Origin of the sequence: Burkholderia sp. EMB26 (genome assembly GCF_024730645.1) — a bacterium.
In the GTDB taxonomy this organism is placed as follows: domain Bacteria; phylum Pseudomonadota; class Gammaproteobacteria; order Burkholderiales; family Burkholderiaceae; genus Burkholderia; species Burkholderia cenocepacia.
On sequence record NZ_CP078071.1, the window covers coordinates 1,638,768 to 1,655,922 of the forward strand.

The 17,155-nt window shown below is 68.6% G+C and carries 14 protein-coding genes; 7 read left to right on the forward strand and 7 right to left on the reverse strand.

Annotated elements, in window-relative coordinates; translation table 11 throughout:
* Positions 1 to 58: 58 nt before the first annotated feature.
* On the reverse strand, positions 59 to 1,570 hold the full coding sequence (locus KU887_RS24115; protein WP_034175147.1) for an aldehyde dehydrogenase family protein: 1,512 nt from the start codon (positions 1,568 to 1,570) through the stop codon (positions 59 to 61).
* A 633-nt stretch (positions 1,571 to 2,203) separates the two neighbouring features.
* On the opposite strand from KU887_RS24115, the gene KU887_RS24120 reads away from it, so the two are divergent.
* The 3 genes from KU887_RS24120 to KU887_RS24130 all read left to right on the forward strand — a co-directional run bounded on the left by KU887_RS24120 (position 2,204) and on the right by KU887_RS24130 (position 5,989).
* Positions 2,204 to 3,784 (forward strand): amino acid permease, encoded by a 1,581-nt coding sequence (locus KU887_RS24120; protein ID WP_258255641.1) that lies wholly within the window; start codon positions 2,204 to 2,206, stop codon positions 3,782 to 3,784.
* Positions 3,785 to 3,919: 135 nt separating this feature from the next.
* Positions 3,920 to 5,188, forward strand: a complete 1,269-nt coding sequence (locus tag KU887_RS24125; protein WP_034203275.1) for an FAD-binding oxidoreductase — start codon at positions 3,920 to 3,922, stop codon at positions 5,186 to 5,188.
* Between the two features lie 126 nt (positions 5,189 to 5,314).
* The gene (locus KU887_RS24130) at positions 5,315 to 5,989 is read left to right on the forward strand and encodes a TetR family transcriptional regulator (RefSeq protein ID WP_006491110.1); all 675 of its coding nucleotides are present in this window, start codon (positions 5,315 to 5,317) and stop codon (positions 5,987 to 5,989) included.
* A gap of 65 nt (positions 5,990 to 6,054) precedes the next feature.
* On the opposite strand, the gene KU887_RS24135 is transcribed toward KU887_RS24130, so the two are convergent.
* Positions 6,055 to 7,845, reverse strand: a complete 1,791-nt coding sequence (locus KU887_RS24135; RefSeq protein WP_006495126.1) for a phospholipase D-like domain-containing protein — start codon at positions 7,843 to 7,845, stop codon at positions 6,055 to 6,057.
* A 105-nt stretch (positions 7,846 to 7,950) separates the two neighbouring features.
* Complete coding sequence (locus KU887_RS24140; RefSeq protein ID WP_006491117.1) at positions 7,951 to 8,709, reverse strand: DeoR/GlpR family DNA-binding transcription regulator; 759 nt, start codon at positions 8,707 to 8,709, stop codon at positions 7,951 to 7,953.
* A gap of 202 nt (positions 8,710 to 8,911) precedes the next feature.
* On the opposite strand from KU887_RS24140, the gene KU887_RS24145 reads away from it, so the two are divergent.
* The 3 genes from KU887_RS24145 (at position 8,912) to nadE (ending at position 11,207) form a co-directional block, all read left to right on the forward strand.
* On the forward strand, positions 8,912 to 9,097 hold the full coding sequence (locus KU887_RS24145) for a hypothetical protein (RefSeq protein ID WP_006480515.1): 186 nt from the start codon (positions 8,912 to 8,914) through the stop codon (positions 9,095 to 9,097).
* A gap of 200 nt (positions 9,098 to 9,297) precedes the next feature.
* Positions 9,298 to 10,167: a DMT family transporter gene (locus KU887_RS24150; RefSeq protein WP_006491114.1), complete on the forward strand. Its 870-nt coding sequence runs from the start codon at positions 9,298 to 9,300 to the stop codon at positions 10,165 to 10,167.
* Between the two features lie 191 nt (positions 10,168 to 10,358).
* Positions 10,359 to 11,207, forward strand: a complete 849-nt coding sequence (gene nadE / locus KU887_RS24155; protein WP_006483847.1) for an ammonia-dependent NAD(+) synthetase — start codon at positions 10,359 to 10,361, stop codon at positions 11,205 to 11,207.
* Positions 11,208 to 11,281: 74 nt separating this feature from the next.
* On the opposite strand, the gene KU887_RS24160 is transcribed toward nadE, so the two are convergent.
* The 3 genes from KU887_RS24160 to KU887_RS24170 all read right to left on the reverse strand — a co-directional run bounded on the left by KU887_RS24160 (position 11,282) and on the right by KU887_RS24170 (position 15,516).
* Positions 11,282 to 12,958: a S10 family peptidase gene (locus KU887_RS24160; RefSeq protein ID WP_006483848.1), complete on the reverse strand. Its 1,677-nt coding sequence runs from the start codon at positions 12,956 to 12,958 to the stop codon at positions 11,282 to 11,284.
* 73 nt (positions 12,959 to 13,031) lie between these two features.
* Positions 13,032 to 14,621 carry a protease pro-enzyme activation domain-containing protein gene (locus KU887_RS24165; protein ID WP_048987877.1) on the reverse strand — a complete coding sequence of 530 codons (1,590 nt, stop codon included), beginning with the start codon at positions 14,619 to 14,621 and terminating at the stop codon, positions 13,032 to 13,034.
* Positions 14,622 to 14,895: 274 nt separating this feature from the next.
* Entirely contained in the window at positions 14,896 to 15,516 is a 621-nt protein-coding gene (locus KU887_RS24170) for a LysE family translocator (RefSeq protein ID WP_006488495.1), read from the reverse strand.
* A 134-nt stretch (positions 15,517 to 15,650) separates the two neighbouring features.
* Here KU887_RS24170 and KU887_RS24175 point away from each other — a divergent pair, with 134 nt between their 5' ends.
* Positions 15,651 to 16,115 (forward strand): Lrp/AsnC family transcriptional regulator, encoded by a 465-nt coding sequence (locus tag KU887_RS24175; protein WP_006488501.1) that lies wholly within the window; start codon positions 15,651 to 15,653, stop codon positions 16,113 to 16,115.
* Between the two features lie 64 nt (positions 16,116 to 16,179).
* On the opposite strand, the gene KU887_RS24180 is transcribed toward KU887_RS24175, so the two are convergent.
* Complete coding sequence (locus KU887_RS24180; RefSeq protein ID WP_034203465.1) at positions 16,180 to 17,091, reverse strand: LysR family transcriptional regulator; 912 nt, start codon at positions 17,089 to 17,091, stop codon at positions 16,180 to 16,182.
* Between the last annotated feature and the right edge of the window lie 64 nt (positions 17,092 to 17,155).

Sequence of the window (17,155 nt, forward strand, 5' to 3'; positions counted from 1 at the left end):
TCCACGGCAACCGGCCCTGTTCATTCGACGTCGAAGCGCCCAAGCCGGGCGCCCGCACTTATACGTCGAACTTCACCCCCTGCGCCAGCGGCAGCTGGCGGCTGTAGTTGATCGTGTTCGTCGCCCGGCGCATATACGCCTTCCATGCATCCGAACCCGACTCGCGGCCGCCGCCCGTTTCCTTCTCGCCGCCGAACGCGCCGCCGATTTCCGCGCCGCTCGTGCCGATGTTCACGTTGACGATCCCGCAATCGCTGCCGGCCGCCGACATGAACTGCTCGGCTTCACGCATGTCGTTCGTGAAGATCGCCGACGACAGGCCTTGCGGGACCGCGTTGTGCACGTCGATCGCGTCGTCGAAGTTGTCGTAGACCATCACGTACAGGATCGGCGCGAACGTCTCGCGCTCGACCACCGCCGATTGCTTCGGCATCCGCACGATGGCCGGACGCACGTAGTACGCATCCGCGTGGCCGACGTCGACGCGCTCGCCGCCCTTCACTTCGCCGCCCTGCTCGCGCGCATCGGCCAGCGCCTTCTGCATCGCGTCGAACGACGCACGATCGACCAGCGGGCCGACCAGCGTGCCTTCCTCGAGCGGATTGCCGACCTTCACCGACGCATAGGCCTTCTCGATGCGCGGCAGCAGTTGCTCGACGAGGCTGCGATGCACGATCAGGCGGCGCAGCGTCGTGCAGCGCTGGCCGGCCGTGCCGACCGCCGCGAACGTGACCGCGCGCACGACGAGGTCGAGATCCGCGCTCGGCGCGACGATCATCCCGTTGTTGCCGCCGAGTTCGAGGATGCCGCGCGCGAGGCGCTGGCTCAGCACCTTCGCGACTTCCTGGCCCATCCGCACGCTGCCCGTCGCGCTGACGACCGGCACCTTCTTCGACGCCGTCAGCACCTCGCCGACGTCGCGCATGCCGAGCACCAGCTGGCTCAGTTCCGCCGGCGCGACGCCCGGATGCGTCTTGTCGAACTCGCGCAGCGCCTTCTGGAGCAGCACGTGGCACGCGATCGCGGTGAGCGGCGTCTTCTCGGACGGCTTCCACACGACCGAATCGCCGCACACGAACGCGAGCGCCGCATTCCACGCCCACACCGCGACCGGGAAGTTGAACGCCGAAATCACGCCGCACACGCCGATCGGGTGCCACGTTTCCATCATCCGGTGGCCCGGGCGCTCGGACGCGATCGTGAGGCCGTAAAGCTGGCGCGACAGGCCGACCGCGAAATCGCAGATGTCGATCATTTCCTGCACTTCGCCGAGGCCTTCCGACGTGATCTTGCCGGCTTCGAGCGTGACGAGGCGGCCCAGCTCGGCCTTGTGCTCGCGCAGCACGTTGCCGAACACGCGCACGAGTTCGCCGCGCACCGGCGCCGGCACCGTGCGCCACTTGAGGAACGCGTCGTGCGCGGCGTCGATCTTGCGCTCGGCGTCGGCGGGCGTGTCGACGGCCAGCGTCGCGAGCGTCGCGCCGTCGAGCGGCGAACGCGCGGTCAGCGCGTTGCCTTTCCACTGGGCGAGATCGATGTCGAGCGCGGCAAGAATGTCGTTGAATTGCATCACTTCCTCTTCAGGGACAGATTGATCGATGCGGCGGCAGCGCCGCCCGCGTGATTCGATTGGAGCGCGTTCGAGCGCCTCGTGCAAGCGGATGCGCCGCGCGGCGGGCCGGTGCGCCATCCGGCGCATCGCGCTGCGCCGCCGCCGGAAGCCCGGCCGGACGGCGCGCCCCAGCCTCGCGAGGCACGATCCATGAACACATTGTCGATGGCCACAAGTCGGGCCGCTATTGATATTAACTCACGACTTCATTCCCAAAACGCAAGAAGTGCGCTGGCCAGCCGCGGCTGTTTCGATGCCGATATGGGACGTTTCCCAAGCCCGTAACAGGCCGCCCGGACGCATCGCTGCGCGGCCCAAGTTGATGACCATCCCGCATCACCCTGTTCGGAAATATCGTTTGCCGCCGGTGCACCGGGCCCACACAATCGGTGCGACGTCGAGGTGCAACGCACCCGGCGCGCCGCCGGCCGCCACCACGGCAGCCGGACGACCGACGAAGGCGACACGCACCACGGCCCGGCTCAGCGGGCCGGTTTCGCATCGCATCACCGCTGCCCGGCCCGCGAGCCGGCGACGCGTCGCGCTTCGTCACCGAAAAAACAATCCCGGAGACAGCGCCCAGCGCCCGCCATGCATTCAGATGCCCGCCCCGATTCGTCCCGCCCGTCCGGCTCGCCGCCCGCGAAGCCGTCCCTTCACCGCGCGTTGCAGGCCCGCCATCTACGGATGATCGCGATCGGCGGCTCGATCGGCACGGGCCTGTTCGTCGCATCCGGCGCATCGATCTCGCAGGCCGGCCCCGGCGGCGCAATGGTTGCGTACATGGTGATCGGCCTGATGGTCTATTTCCTGATGACGAGCCTCGGCGAAATGGCCGCGTTCATGCCGGTATCGGGCTCGTTCGCGACCTATGGCGCGAAGTTCGTCGACGAAGGCTTCGGCTTCGCGCTCGGCTGGAACTACTGGTACAGCTGGGCCGTGACGCTGGCGGTGGAGCTCGTCGCCGCGCAGCTCGTGATGCACTACTGGTTTCCGCACGTGCCGGGCGTGTGGTGGAGCGCACTGTTCCTCACGCTGATCTTCGCGCTCAACGCACTGTCGGTGCGCGGCTTCGGCGAAGCCGAATACTGGTTCGCGCTGATCAAGGTGCTGACCGTGCTCGCGTTCGTCGGCGTCGGCCTGCTGATGATCTTCGGGATCATGCAGGGCGGCCCGAGCGCCGGCTGGGGCAACTTCACGATCGGCGACGCGCCGTTCGTCGGCGGCTGGGCGACGATGCTCGGCGTCGCGATGATCGCGGGCTTCTCGTTCCAGGGCACCGAAATGATCGGCGTCGCGGCCGGCGAATCGGAAAATCCGCGTACGACGATTCCGCGCGCGGTGAGCCAGATCTTCTGGCGCATCCTGCTGTTCTACGTGTTCGCGATCGTCGTGATCGGCGTGCTGATTCCGTACACCGATCCGAGCCTGCTGAAGAGCGACGTGACCGACATCGGCGTGAGCCCGTTCACGCTGGTGTTCCGCCACGCGGGCCTCGCGTTCGCGGCCGGCGTGATGAACGCGGTGATCCTGACGGCCGTGCTGTCGGCCGGCAACTCGGGCATGTACGCATCGACGCGCATGCTCTACAACCTCGCGGTCGAAGGCCGCGCGCCGAAGCTGTTCGCGAAGCTGTCGCCCGGCGGCGTGCCGCGCAACGCGCTCTATGCGACCACCGCCGTCGGCGCGCTGTGTTTCCTCACGTCGCTGTACGGCGACAAGACCGTCTACCTGTGGCTGCTGAACACGTCGGGCATGGCCGGCTTCATCACGTGGCTCGGCATCGCGATCAGCCACTACCGGTTCCGCAAGGGCTACGTGAAGCAGGGGTATGCGCTCGACCAGTTGCCGTACCAGTCGAAGTGGTTCCCGTTCGGCCCGCTGTTCGCGTTCGTGCTGTGCCTCGTGATCGCGCTCGGCCAGGACTACCAGGCGTTCCTCGCCGACCAGATCGACTGGACCGGCGTCGCCGCGACCTACATCGGCCTGCCGTTCTTCCTCGCGATCTGGCTCGGCTACGCGCTCGTGCGCAAATGCCGGCTGGTGCGCTACGAGGACATGGAAATCGCGCCGTGGATCGAACGCAACACGACACGTGAAGCGACCGAAAAGGCCGATACCGGCTATCCGGCCTACGTCACCCGTCCGGCCAACCCGACGCCGGGCGCCTGACGCCCGGTCACGCGCCGGCCGCCGCTCCTACGCGGCGGCCGCTGCGCTGAAAACCCCATTCGACGCGGCGCGCGCGTTCAGGCAAGATCGACGCGCGCCGTCCGCTTTTCCGCCGTCACGAATCACCGAAAACGCATGCAGAACTTCTACGAAGCCACCGTTACCCGCCAGCCCTATCCGCAACTGACCGGCACGATCGATACGCAGGTCTGCATCGTCGGCGGCGGCCTCGCCGGCCTGTGCACGGCGCTCGGCCTCGTCGAACGCGGCGTGCACGACGTCGTCGTGCTCGACAGCGAACGGGTCGGCTTCGGCGCGTCGGGCCGCAACGGCGGCTTCGTGTTCGGCGGCTACAGCCTCGACAACGCCGACCTGCTGCGCACGCTCGGCCGCGACGAAGGGCGCCGGCTGTACCGGCTCACCGTCGACGCGGTCGACCTGATCCGCGCGCGGATCGCCCGCTACGGGATCGACTGCGACATCGTCGACGAGGGCGTGATGCTCGCGAACTGGTTCGACGATCCGTCGCGGCTCGACGGTGTGCGCACGCTGATGAAGAACGAACTCGGCGTCGAATGGGAGCCCGTCGCGACCGGCGCGCTGCGCGAGCGGCTGAAGACGCAGCGCTATTACGGCGGCCTGTTCGAGCCGAACGCGTTCCACTTCCATCCGCTCAAGTACGTGCTCGGCGTCGCGGCGGCCGCCTCGCGCGGCGGCGCACGCGTGTACGAGCGCTCGGCCGCGCTGAACATCGCCCGCGACGGCGCCGGGTACGTCGTGCGCACGGCGCAGGGCGCGGTGCGCGCGAAGGACGTCGTGTTCGCCGGCGGCGGCTACGCGCGCGGCGTGTCGCCGCGCATCGAGCGCGCGGTGCTGCCGATCGCGACCTACGTGATCGCGACCGAACCGCTCGGCGCGCGCCTGCCGGACGCGATCGACGCGCCGTACGCAATCTACGACACGCGCTTCGCGTTCGACTACTACCGTCCGCTGAAGGACACGCGGATCCTGTGGGGCGGCCGGATCTCGGTGCTCGACCGCGGCCCCGACGCGATCGCGCGCCTGCTGCGGCGCGACCTGCTGCGCGTGTATCCGCAACTGGAAGGCGTGAAGGTCGACTACGCGTGGGGCGGGCTGATGAGCTACGCGCGGCACAAGATGCCGCAGATTGGCCGCGACGCGGACGGCGTGTGGCACGCGATCGCTTTCGGCGGCCACGGGATGGCGCCGACCACGGTGGCCGGCGAGACGCTCGCCGCCGCGCTGGCCGAAGGCCGGCCGGTGCCGGACGGCTTCGCCGCGTTCGGGCTCACGCGCACGTTCGGGCTGGCCGGACTCGCCGCCGCGCAGCTCGCGTATACGGCGTACCAGGCCCGCGACGCGCTCGCGTCCTGCCGCCGCTGAGCGCCCGCGACGGCCGGAACCACCGCGCCGGCGGCCTTGCCGATTAGAGCGGAAGGTCGGCCGGGCGGCCATTTCCCGCATGCTAGAATGCCTTTTCCAAGCCGCCGCGAACCACAATAAAGTCACATGAAAGCAGGAAGCAAGGCCGCCACGTCCGACACCCGCGCGCTTGCGTCCGATGCGCGGCGTAAATACGATCCCGAGCAAACCAAGCGCAACATCCTCGATGTCGCCACGCAGGAATTCTCTGCGATGGGCCTCGCCGGCGCGCGCGTCGACGCGATCGCCGAGCGCACCAACACGACGAAGCGGATGCTCTATTACTACTTCGACAGCAAGGAAGGCCTGTACGAGGCCGTGCTGGAGAAGGTGTACGGCGACATCCGCGCGCTCGAGCAGGAACTGCACGTCGGCGACATGGAGCCGCGCGAAGGCATGCGCCGTCTCGTCGAATTCACGTTCGACTACCACGACAAGCATCGCGATTTCGTGCGCCTCGTGTCGATCGAGAACATCCACGGCGCGAAATATCTCGAACAGCTCAAGTCGTTCAAGAACCGCAACGTCAGCATCATCAAGACGCTCGAGGAACTGGTCGAGCGCGGCGCGGCCAGCGGCGCGTTCCGCAAGGACATCGACGCGTTCGACCTGCACCTGCTGATCAGCTCGTTCTGCTTCCATCGCGTGTCGAACCGCTACACGTTCGGCGCCGCGTTCGGCCGCGATCCGTCGGCGCCGCGCCTGCGCGCGCGCCATCGCGACACGATCGCCGACGCGGTGCTCCGCTACGTCGCCGCGTAAGCGGCGCCAGCAGCCGGCCGGGGCGCGACTCGTTCGCGCCCTTTGCATTTCGGCGCATCAGCCCATCAGTCCGTCGGCGCGGTCGACGCCAGCGCGATCCGCGCCTTCTGTTCCGGGCTGCCCGCCACGTAATACTTCTTCGCCCAGCTCGAATCGGGCGCAAGCGCGAGCCGCGCATGCGTACCCGCGCCCGTACCGTGCTGCTGCTTCGCGTGGATCGCCAGCGCGCGGGCGCGGTAGTGCTCGTAAAGCCGCAGGAATTCCGCGAGATAGATCGCCGCGATCCGCTTGTCGCGGATCTCGAGCAGGTTCTCGTCGTTGTACTGCTCGGAATTGCGGCTCATGTTCGCCGAGCCCGTATAGACGACCGGATTCGCGCCTTCCGCATCGATCACGATGAACTTGTGATGGATCACCACGGGCGGAAAGGCCGGCGCCGGTTCGCCCGGGAAAAGCCGCAACTCCGGCTCGAAACCTTGCGGCACGGTAGCCGGCGAGAAATACGACGCATCGATCACGTCGTGGTTGTCGCGGCTGCGGTGGTACAGCTCGAGGTTCGCGAGCGTGGCCGCATCGAGCGACTGGCCGGCCTGCTGCGCAGCGTCGGCCTTCGTTGCGCTGGCCGCGTTGATCCGGTTCACGAGGCCGAACATCATCAGTCCGCGATCGCCGGCCGCGAAGCACGCATCGCGCAGCGCCGCGTCGGTCGGCATGAACAGGCAGAACGACACCGAATGCTTCGCGGCCGCGATCGCGGCGACGATCGTATCGATCTCGGTACGCTGCCCCGCCGGCTCCGGCGAGTATGCGACGCGCACCTGCGCGCTGCCGATCGTCATCGGCGCCGACCAGCCCGGCGACAGTCGCGCGGTCTCCGCGATCGACGGATTCCCGGCCAGCGCGTGGGCGCGCTCGTTGTACAGCGCGGCGAGCGCAGGCGAGTCGAACGCGTGCAGCACGTTGGCCTGCTCGGTCAGCCCTTCGGTCGTGAAGTTCGCGGAACCGGTCAGCACGCGCGCGGGCGCCGGGTTCGACGGTGCATCGGTCACGATGAACTTGTCGTGCATGATGTGCGTCCGGTCGCGCGGCGCGAGCGTCGCGAGGCCCTGCAGCGCATCGACGGCCGGCTGGTTCGGCGACGGCAGCGGCGGCTTGCCCTTGCGCGCCGTCGTGTGCGCGTCGTAGACGATCGCGAGCGACGCTGCGCCGTGCCGGCGGCCGAACGCGTCGAACGCGGGCAGCGCCCACAGCGAGTCGGTCAGGTGATAGACGGCCGACACCGCGCGCGACGCCGGATCGAGCATCTGCGCGAACACCTGCTCCATGTCGTTCGCGAGCCACGTGCGCAGTTTCAGCGCCTGCGCGGCGCTCGGCGCCTCGTTCGGCGCGAGCCCCAGCGCAGCAACCTGCTTCGCGAACGCCTGCGAGCTGACCACCGCGCGGTTGAACCACGTGCCGATGCCGTCCTCGATATGCGCGGGCAGCACGACGTCGCACACGCCGGCTTGCGCGTCGAGCACCTGCAGGTTCGCCGGCGTGCCGACGACCGGATAGACGTCGTAGCGGAACGACGCGTCGCGGTCCTGCGGATCGATGCGTGCATCCCACCACATGAATTTCTGGATCGGCGCCTGATCGGTCGGCGCATCGCCCTGCGTGTCGGCGGCCGGGCCGTCGAACGTCAGGCGGTTGGGCAGCCAGCTGTCCGGCGCACGCGTCTTGCCGTCGACCGACCAGAAGCCCGGCGTGCGCCGGATCGCGAAGCCGAGGAAATCGGACCGCGACGCCGCATCGGGCCAGTCGAAAGCCAGCAGGACCAGGGTGGGGGAAAGATAGCTGCGCACGCTGACGGTCATTCGTTGCTCCCTGGCCTGACGGCCGGTCGAGGTGAATGAGTCAGTCTCGATGGCGGTTCTTCCCGCGCGATGACCGTTCGATGAACCTTGTATGTCGGACGCGCGTCAGTCGCACACGAGCAGCTCGATCCCGCGCGCCGTCAACGCGCGGCGCACGGCCTTGTCGGGCGCGCGCTCGGTCACCAGATAGCGGGCGGCGGCCGCGCCGTTGATCCGCACCGGCGTGACGCGGCCGAATTTCGAATGGTCGGCGACGATGATCGCCGTGCCCGCCGCCGCGATCATCCGGCTGCGCACTTCGGCCGCGAGCCGCGAGTAATCGGTGCATTCGCCGTCGGGCGTGATGCCGCCGGCGCCGACGAACGCGAAATCGACGTGGTATTGCGCGAGCTGGTGGATCGTGTCGAGCCCGAAGGTGGCGTCCTCGTCGTCGGACAGCTCGCCGCCGAGCAGCGTCACGCGGTTGCCGTTGCGCCGCGCGAGCACGAACGCGGTACGCCAGTCGTTCGTGTAGATCGACAGCCGGTGCCGGTCGGCCAGCGCCAGCGCGACCGCATGCGGCGTGCTGCCCGAATCGATCAGCACCGATGCATCGTCGGGCACGAATTCGGCCGCGCGCCGCCCGATCGTGCGCTTCGCGTCGGCGTTCGCGGCCTCGCGCTCGGACAGGCTCGGCTCGCGGCGATCCGCGGCCAGCGCGCCGCCGTGCGTCATCACGAGCAGCCCGCGCGCGGCCAGCGCGTTCAGGTCGCGCCGCACGGTTTCTCGCGACACGTCGAGCGAACGCACGAGTTCCGCGACCGACAGCGCGCCCGACCGTCCGAGCTCCGACAGGATGTATTGATGACGTTGTTCCGCCAGCATCGCGTGTGCGCCCGAGGCGACTGGTAATGGGTAAGCCGGCCATTGTATTACGGACGTTTGACGACCATTTGACGACGCCGGGAAGCGCGGCCGGCGCGTTTCCCGAAAGCGAAATTCAGTATTGTCCGGCGCGCGCGAATCCGTGCGGCGGCGGGCGCTACACTTTGCGCTTCGCCGAATGACCAACCAAGGGGCTCGCGCCATGTATCGCAAAGGCAGTGTGATCGAAATCCAGTTTCCGCCGGAACGCCTCAACGACGCGGCGGGTGATCCGTACTGGATCGACCTGACGCTCGACGAAGCGCGCCGGCTCTACGAACAGCTCGCCGCGCGCTTCGCGACCGACGCGCGCGCCAACCAGCCGCTCGACACATTCTCGATCGACTGATCGTCGCCGCTGCGCGCCCCTCCGCGCAGCGGCGTGCGGGGCACGCATCCCCGCGGCACCAAACATCCGGCGCGCGCTGACCGCCGGCACGATCACGCATCGCGTGGCACGAGTGCAGGATTCGACAAGACGCCGGCACCGCTTCGTCCGATACTGGCCGACTTTCCGGTTCTGTCCGGCCGCCTCGCGGCCCGTCACGCATGCTTACCTCGATCGTCGCCGCCGCCTTCGTCGCGCTCTGGTCCACCGGCTTCATCGTTGCCCGGGCAATCAAGCCTTACGCCGACCCGAACCTGTTCCTGCTCGCGCGCTTCGCGGGCACGGCCGCGTTGTTCGGCGTGGTCGCGCTCGTCGCGCGCGCGCCGTGGCCGGCCCGCCGCGAATGGCCGCGCCACCTGATCGCCGGCGCGCTGCTGCAAGGCGTCTATCTCGGCGCGAGCTACTGGGCCGTCGCGCAAGGGTTGAATGCGGGCGTGATGGCGCTGCTTGGCGCGCTGCAGCCGCTCGCCACCGCCGTGCTCGCGGTCCCGCTGTTCAACGAACGCCTGCCCGCGCGCGGCTGGCTCGGCATGGCGCTCGGGCTGGCCGGCGTCGCGCTCGTGCTCGCGCCGAAGGTCACGGGCGGCGTCGCACCGCCGCCGGGCGCCGCGCCGGCGTGGCTCGTCGTCGCCGTGTCGGTCCTCGCGGTCGGGTCGATCACCGCCGGCTCGCTGTATCAGAAAGGCAAGCTCGCGCAGAGCGACCTGCGCACCGCGGTCGCCGTGCAGAATTTCGGCGCGGCGATCGTCGCGGCCGTGTTCGTCCTGCTGCTCCATGAAACCCGCTGGATCGACGCGCCGGCGCTGTGGGTGTCGCTCGTGTGGGGCGTCGTGTTCCTGTCCGGCGGCGCGGTCACGATGCTGATGTGGATGCTGCGGCGCGGCAATGCGGCGCGCGCGACGTCGCTGCTGTTTCTCGCGCCACCGCTGGCCGCGCTGCAGGGTTACGGGCTGTTCGGCGAAACGCTCGCCGCGATCCAGCTCGCCGGCTTCGCGCTCGCGCTGGTGGGCGTCGTGCTCGCGCGGCGCTGACGCCGCCCCCGGGCGCCTGCCCGGCCGCCCTTCGCGCGGCATCCTGCCCCCGCCCGGCGCACCGTGCACCACGGCGATGTGCCGCGTCTCGTCGATGCAACGCAAAACCGCCGGATCGCCGGCCCGGCGCGGCGGCACGCCGCGATTGCGCTTATGATGGGCGCCTTGCATTTCGTTCCGGAACTTCCTTCATGACATCCGCCGATTACGCCAGCCGCCAACGCGCGATCATTGCCGAACTGAACGTCGCCCCGCACTTCGACGCCGAAGCCGAAATCGACCGCCGCATCGATTTCCTCGCGCAGTACCTTCGTTCGACCGGCCTGCGGACCTACGTGCTCGGCATCAGCGGCGGCGTCGATTCGTCGACGGCCGGCCGGCTCGCGCAACTGTCGGTCGAGCGCCTGCGCGCCGACGGCTACGATGCGCGCTTCATCGCGATGCGCTTGCCGAACGGCGTGCAGAACGACGAAGAGGATGCACAGCGTGCGCTGGCGTTCGTGCGCGCGGACGAGGTATTGACGGTCGACGTGAAGCCGGCCGCCGATGCGATGCTCCGTTCGCTGGTCGCCTCCGGCCACGCATTCGACACCCCGGCGCAACAGGATTTCGTGCACGGCAACATCAAGGCGCGCGAGCGCATGATCGCGCAGTACGCGGTGGCCGGCGCACGGCGCGGCATCGTGATCGGCACCGATCACGCGGCCGAATCGCTGATGGGTTTCTTCACGAAGTTCGGCGACGGCGGCGCGGACATCCTGCCGCTCGCGGGCCTGAACAAGCGCCGCGTGCGCGGGGTGGCGCGCGCGCTCGGCGGCGAGGAGCTGATCGTGATGAAGGTGCCGACGGCCGACCTCGAGGAACTGCGCCCGCTGCGCCCGGACGAGCACGCGTATGGCGTGACCTACGACGAGATCGACGATTTCCTCGAAGGCAAGCCGGTCGCCGACCGCGTCTACGAAACGGTGCTGCGCTTCTACGACGGCTCGCGCCACAAGCGCGCGCTGCCGTACACGATGTTCGACTGGCCGGCCGCGTAAGCCGGCCCCCGGCTACCGACATACCGCCGCGCGCACCGTCACGGCCGCGCGCGGCACGCTCGGGACGGGCAACGCTACGCGTGCCCGCCCGTCTTCTTCGCCTGCAGTGCACGAATCCGCATCCGCGCGCCCGTATCGCTGACCGTCGCGTCGTACATCGTCGCGAGATCGCGCTTGAGCGCGGTGCGCGAGCCACCGTCGAGATACACCATGTGCCCCGACGGATAGAACCGCGCGGACAGGTTCTGCCGCACCTTCTGGTCCTCCAGCGGCATCTGCTGCAGATCGATCACGGTCTGGTAGAACGGCGTGACGAAATCGTAGAAGCCGTTCGCCGACAGTACCTTCAGGTCGACGTTCAACGCCATCACCGCGGCGAGGTCGCCGGCCGTGTAGAGGATCACGTTCCCCTGCGCATCGATGCCCTGCTGCGCGCCGGTCGGGTCGATGTGGCTGAAATCCCAGTTCTGGAACGCCTGGTCGTTCAGGTCCGTGAACGCGGAGTTCGACGTGAACTTCAGCTGCTCGTTCAGGTAGCTGTTCCACATCGCCGTATAGACGCCCGTCACGGCCGTCATCGTCGGATCGTTGCCGCCCGAATTCGGGTCGATCTTGCCGGCGATACCCGACGAGATCCCGGTCACGCGACCGTCGTACGAACCGAGCGCGAGCCCCTGCGCATGCAGCAGCGTCGTCAGGAACAGCGAATTGCCGCGCGCGTCGTAGCCGGCGATATTCAGCCCCCACGACTGCAGCGTCGCCGTATCGATGCCCGTGTATTGCGACAGTTTCTGCACGGTGGCCGGGTTCGCATGCGGCACCGCGCGCAGCGCGCTCAGGTAGTCGGTGCGCGCGAACTGCGCGACCTCCTCGACGAACGCGCCGAGATCGCTCGGCGGCGGCTTGATGCCGAGTTTCTTGTGATACCACGCATCGGCCGCGGCGGTCGGCAGCGTGCCGACCGGGTTGCCGGCCTGCCGGTAATCGAGGATCGACGATTGCAGCGTGACGCCGTTCAGGTCGACGCCGTCCTCGTGCAGCTTGTACGCGAGCACGCAGCTGCGCGCGGTGCCGTACGATTCGCCGAACAGGTATTTCGGCGAATTCCAGCGGTTGTTCTTCGTCAGGTAGCGCTTGATGAACTGCTTCAGCGAATTCGCATCCTGGTCGACGCCCCAGAAGTCGCGGTTCTTGTTCGGCGCGACGGCCGCCGAATAGCCGGTGCCGACCGGGTTGATGAACACCAGGTCGCTGTGGTCGATCATGCTGTCCGGGTTGTCTTCGATCTGGTACGGCGCGGGCGGCGTGAAACCCGGCATCGACGTCTTGATGCGCTTCGGCGCGAACGAGCCGAGCAGTACGAACACCGACGACGAACCGGGCCCGCCGTTGTAGAAGAACGTCACGGGCCGCGTTTCCTCCTTCGCGCCGTCGGCCGTGAACGCGACGTAGAAAATCTTCGCGGCCGGCTGCGAACTGCTCGGATCGACGGTCACGAGATGGCCGACCGTCGCCGTGTACGCGATGCGTTTCCCGTCGATCAGGATCGTGTGGTGCGTGATCGCGGCCGCCTCGGTCGTGTCGGTCACCGAATCGTCCGGGCCGTTGCCGTACGCGACCGGGTCGAAGAACGGCTGGTCGCGGCCGTGGCTCAGCGCGACCGGGTTGATGGTCGGCGGCACGCCATGCGAATTGTGGTCGCCGTGATGCAGCGGATACACGCCGCCGGAAGATGCGGAATCGATGCCCATCGTGCTGCTCCTGGAGGTGAAAAAAGACGCGGGCAGACCACCCGCGTCGAACGGAAAGGCGTGCGCCGGCGCGTCAGCTCGACGGCTTGCGCGCGAGGATCGTGGCGAGCTGCGCACCGTTCGGGCTGCCGAGGCCCGTGCACGCGTCCCAGCCCGACGCGGCCGCATAGGTGCCGTTCGATCCTTTCGTGATGTCGCGCAGCGCGCCCGGATGCTTGTACAGCACCGGATTGATCCAGCCGGCCGACGCGCCGGCCGCCGCATTGATCCGCGCGATCAGCGCGGCCCACAGCGGCGCGACCGCGCTCGTGCCGCCCATCACCGCGGGCGTGCCGGCCACCGACACTTCGTAGCCCGTCTGCGGCGACGCGTCGCCGGCCACGTCCGGCACGCCGCGCTTCGCGAGCGGCGTGCTGCTGCCGTCGGCGCGCGCGACCTTCAGCCCCTGCTGCCACGCCGGCAGGTCGAACAGCGCACTGACGCCGCCGCCACCCGCGCCGCCGCCCGACGCCTCGTCGTTCCACGTGACCTCGCTGCGAATGCCCTGCCCGGGCAGCGCGTCGAGCTGCGTGCCGCCGCAGCCGAGCACGTACGGGCTCGACGCGGGGAAGTCGACGTGATCGGCGCCATCCTGCAGCCCGTCGCCCGAGCCGCTGTCGCCGGACGCCGCGCAGACGGTGATGCCCTGCGCGGCGGCCGCCTGCAGCACGCGGTTGAACGCGTGTGCGGACTGCGCCTGCCAGATCGCTTCCGGGCCGCCCCAGCTGATCGAGATCACGGACGGCTGGTTCGTCTTGTCGGTCACGGCCGCGTTGACGGCCTGGATGAAGCCTGCGTCGCTGTTCGGCGCGAAGTAGACGGCGATCTTCGCGGCCGGTGCGATCGCGCCGGCGATTTCGATGTCGAGCGCGACTTCGCCGTCCGGGCCGTTCGGCTCGCCGGTCGGCGCATTGCGGCCGGTGCCGACGTTCACGTCGACGAGCTTGGGCGGTGTCGTGATGCCGAGCCCGCGGAAATACTGCTGGATGTCGGCCGCGCGATAGCCGCCGCCGAGCTCGATGATCGCGATGCATTGCCCCGCGCCGTCGCCGGCCGGAAAGTCGTACAGCGACGCAAGCTGGATCGGCGTGAACGTGACGGCCGCCGCGCCGCGCGCCGGCTTGAACGGCGGACGGAAGCGGAAGTGCGGCCGCGCCTGCGGGCGACTGTCGAGGCCGAGCACGGCCGTCACCGCATCGCCGAGCTCGTCGGGCAGCGCGATCGGGCCCGAGCGGCCGCGGTACTGGCCGATCGAACGATGCTCGAAACGCTCGAGCTTCACGCTGAACGCGGTTTCGAACTGCCGGATCGTGCCGGACAGCACGACGACGCTTTCGACCGGATCGACGCGATCGACCGTCAACTGGTGACGTCGCGCGAACGCCTCGGTCTTGCGAATGTCGTCGGGATTGGCGGAGAAACGCTGCGCGAAAGCGTCGCGCGACACCGGTTTTGCGCGGGCGTCGCCGGTGGCGAGCTGGTGAACCAATGCATCGAGTTGCCCTTCTTCCTGCCGCCGCAACATGATCGTGACGTGAATGCGTTCTGCCGGATCGCACTGGCCGAGGCACTTGGACTCGGCCACGATGCGGGGCTCACGGTCGGCTTGAAGATGCCTTGCCATGTTCAGACCCTCCTTGGTACCGCGTTGCACGGAACAGCCAGGAAATCGGACATAGCCTGCGGAAGACGGTTCCGTTCGGTCAGTCGGTTCGCGGCGGCGCGTGTGCGACCGCGCGAAGTTAAAGGAAGTTTAGAACAGTCAGACGATTTGCGCGCACGCCGCTGCTGCGGCAAGGCATGCGCGCGAAGGCCGGCATTGCGCGCGGCCTGCATCGATCCCTCATGGCGCGCCGCAGGGCCGATCGGCCCGCGCGGCGACCATGCCGCGACGACGCTCAGTCCATCGACAGCCGCAGCGCGAACCCGATCAGCGCCGCGGAAAAGGTCCAGCGCTGCACCGTCTGCGCGAGCGGATGCGCACGCATCCACGCCGCGATGCGCGACGCGCCGAACACGCACGCGAGGTCGAAGCACACGCCGGCCGCCACCAGTAGCGCGCCGAGCTCGAACATCTGCCAGACGACCGGCCCGGCCTCGGGCCGCACGAACTGCGGCAGCAGCACCGAGCAGAACAGCAGCGCCTTCGGGTTCAGCAGGTTGGTCAGCAGCCCCTTCACGAACGACTGCCGCAACTCGCCCGCCGCCGCGTCGCCGTCGCCGAGCGCGAACACCGGCGAGCGGAACACCTGGATCGCGACATACGCGAGATAGAGCGCGCCGCCGTAGCGGATCACTTCGTACAGCCACGGCGCGCTACGGATCAGCGCCGCGACGCCGCATGCCGACAGCGTCACGTGCGCGGTGCGCGCGAGCGACAGGCCGGCTGCCGCCGCCATCCCCGGCCGCACGCCGCGGCCGATGCTGGTCTGCAGCACGAGCGCCATGTCGGGCCCCGGCACCGCATAAATGGCCGCCAGCGCGGCGAGATAAATCAACAGCAAATGCGTGGAAATCATGGTCCGCCCCCGTCCTCCAATGACGATATGTTGCCGCTGAAGGAGGAGGGATTATTGGCCATCTTTGGCCGAGGCTTGGCGATTCGTGGGGGAATCCGCCACAATCCCTCGGTCAGAACAAGGATTCCGCCAACATGATCGACCTCGACAAAACCGACCGCGCGATCCTCGCTGCGGTGCAACGCGACGGCCGGCTGCCGATCGCACGGCTCGCCGAATCCGTGGGCCTGTCCGAGACGCCTTGCGCCCGGCGCCTCAAACGTCTCGAAAACGACGGCTACATCGAGCGCTATCGTGCGCAGCTGTCACGCCAGGCGCTCGGCTTCGGCGTGGTCGCGTTCGTGCTCGTGCGGTTCGCGACGCACGACCGCAAGGTCGCCGACCGGTTCGAACGGGAAGTGCTCGGTATCGAGCGGATTCTCGCGTGCCACAACGTCGCGGGCACGGCCGATTACCTGCTGCAGGTGGTCGCGCGCGACCTCGACGACTACGGCACGTTCCTGCGCGATTCGCTGCGGATGCTGCCGGGCGTGACGTCGATCGAATCCGCGCTGTCGCTGCGCGAGGTGAAGCACGACGCGGGTTTGCCGGTGCCGTGATGCGCGCCGGGCCGGCCAGCCCGGCCGGCCGCAACGCTCGTTCACATTGCCGGCTGCGCCGGTGTCATGCGACGTCCGGCGCTTGATGCGCGCGCTCGAGATCCTCGAGGAACGCCTCGACGAGCGGATTCCCGCGCCCGTTGCGCGCGACGACCATGTGGAACGTCACGTCGTAGCGCAGTTGCTCCGGATTGAGCGGCGCGAGCAGCCCCTGCGCGACGTACGGCGCCGCGAAATGCTGCGGCAGGTAGCCGAGATGGTGGCCGGACAGGATCAGCAGCGCGACGGCCTCCATGTTGTCGGCGGTCGCGGTCACGCGGTCGGGCGTCGTCGACAGTTGCGCCTCGGGCAGCGGATACGAGCGCCACGCCCATTCGAAGCCCGCGACGTCGGCCGGCGTCAGCGTGCCCGCGCCGTCGAACAGCGGATGGCCGCGGCCGCAATACGCGACCTGACGCTCGATGAACAGCGGCGTGTAATGCAGCGACGGCACGCGGTGCCAGAAATAGCCGACCGCGATCTGGATCTCGTCGCTCAGCAGCTTCTCCTCGAGATCGCCCGGCGCGCGCACCGAAATCGAGAAGCGCACGGCCTCGTCGCGCGTGCGGAACGCGGCGATCGCCTCGGCGATCCGCGCATTCTGGCTCACCGGCGTATGGCCGATCAGGCCGATGTTCAGCGTGCCGACCAGCTGGCGGTCCATGTGCCGAGCCGCCATCCCGAATTCGTCGAGCGCCGCGAGCAGCTTGCGGCTCATCGCGTGGAACCGCTCGCCCTTCGGCGTGAGCCGGAAGCCGCTGCGGCCGCGTTCGCAGAGCCGGTAGCCGAGCCGCGTCTCGAGCGACGACAGTTGCGCGCTGATCGTCGACTGGCCGACGTTCAGCACCGCCTGCGCGGCCGACACGCCGCCCGCGTCCGTGACCGCGAGAAACACGCGGATCAACCGCAGATCGAGGGTCGACAGATTCCCCAGCACGTTCATCCCCTTCCATACATCGATGAAAATCGATGTTTACGTCGATATCTTCGCATTCTTCTTT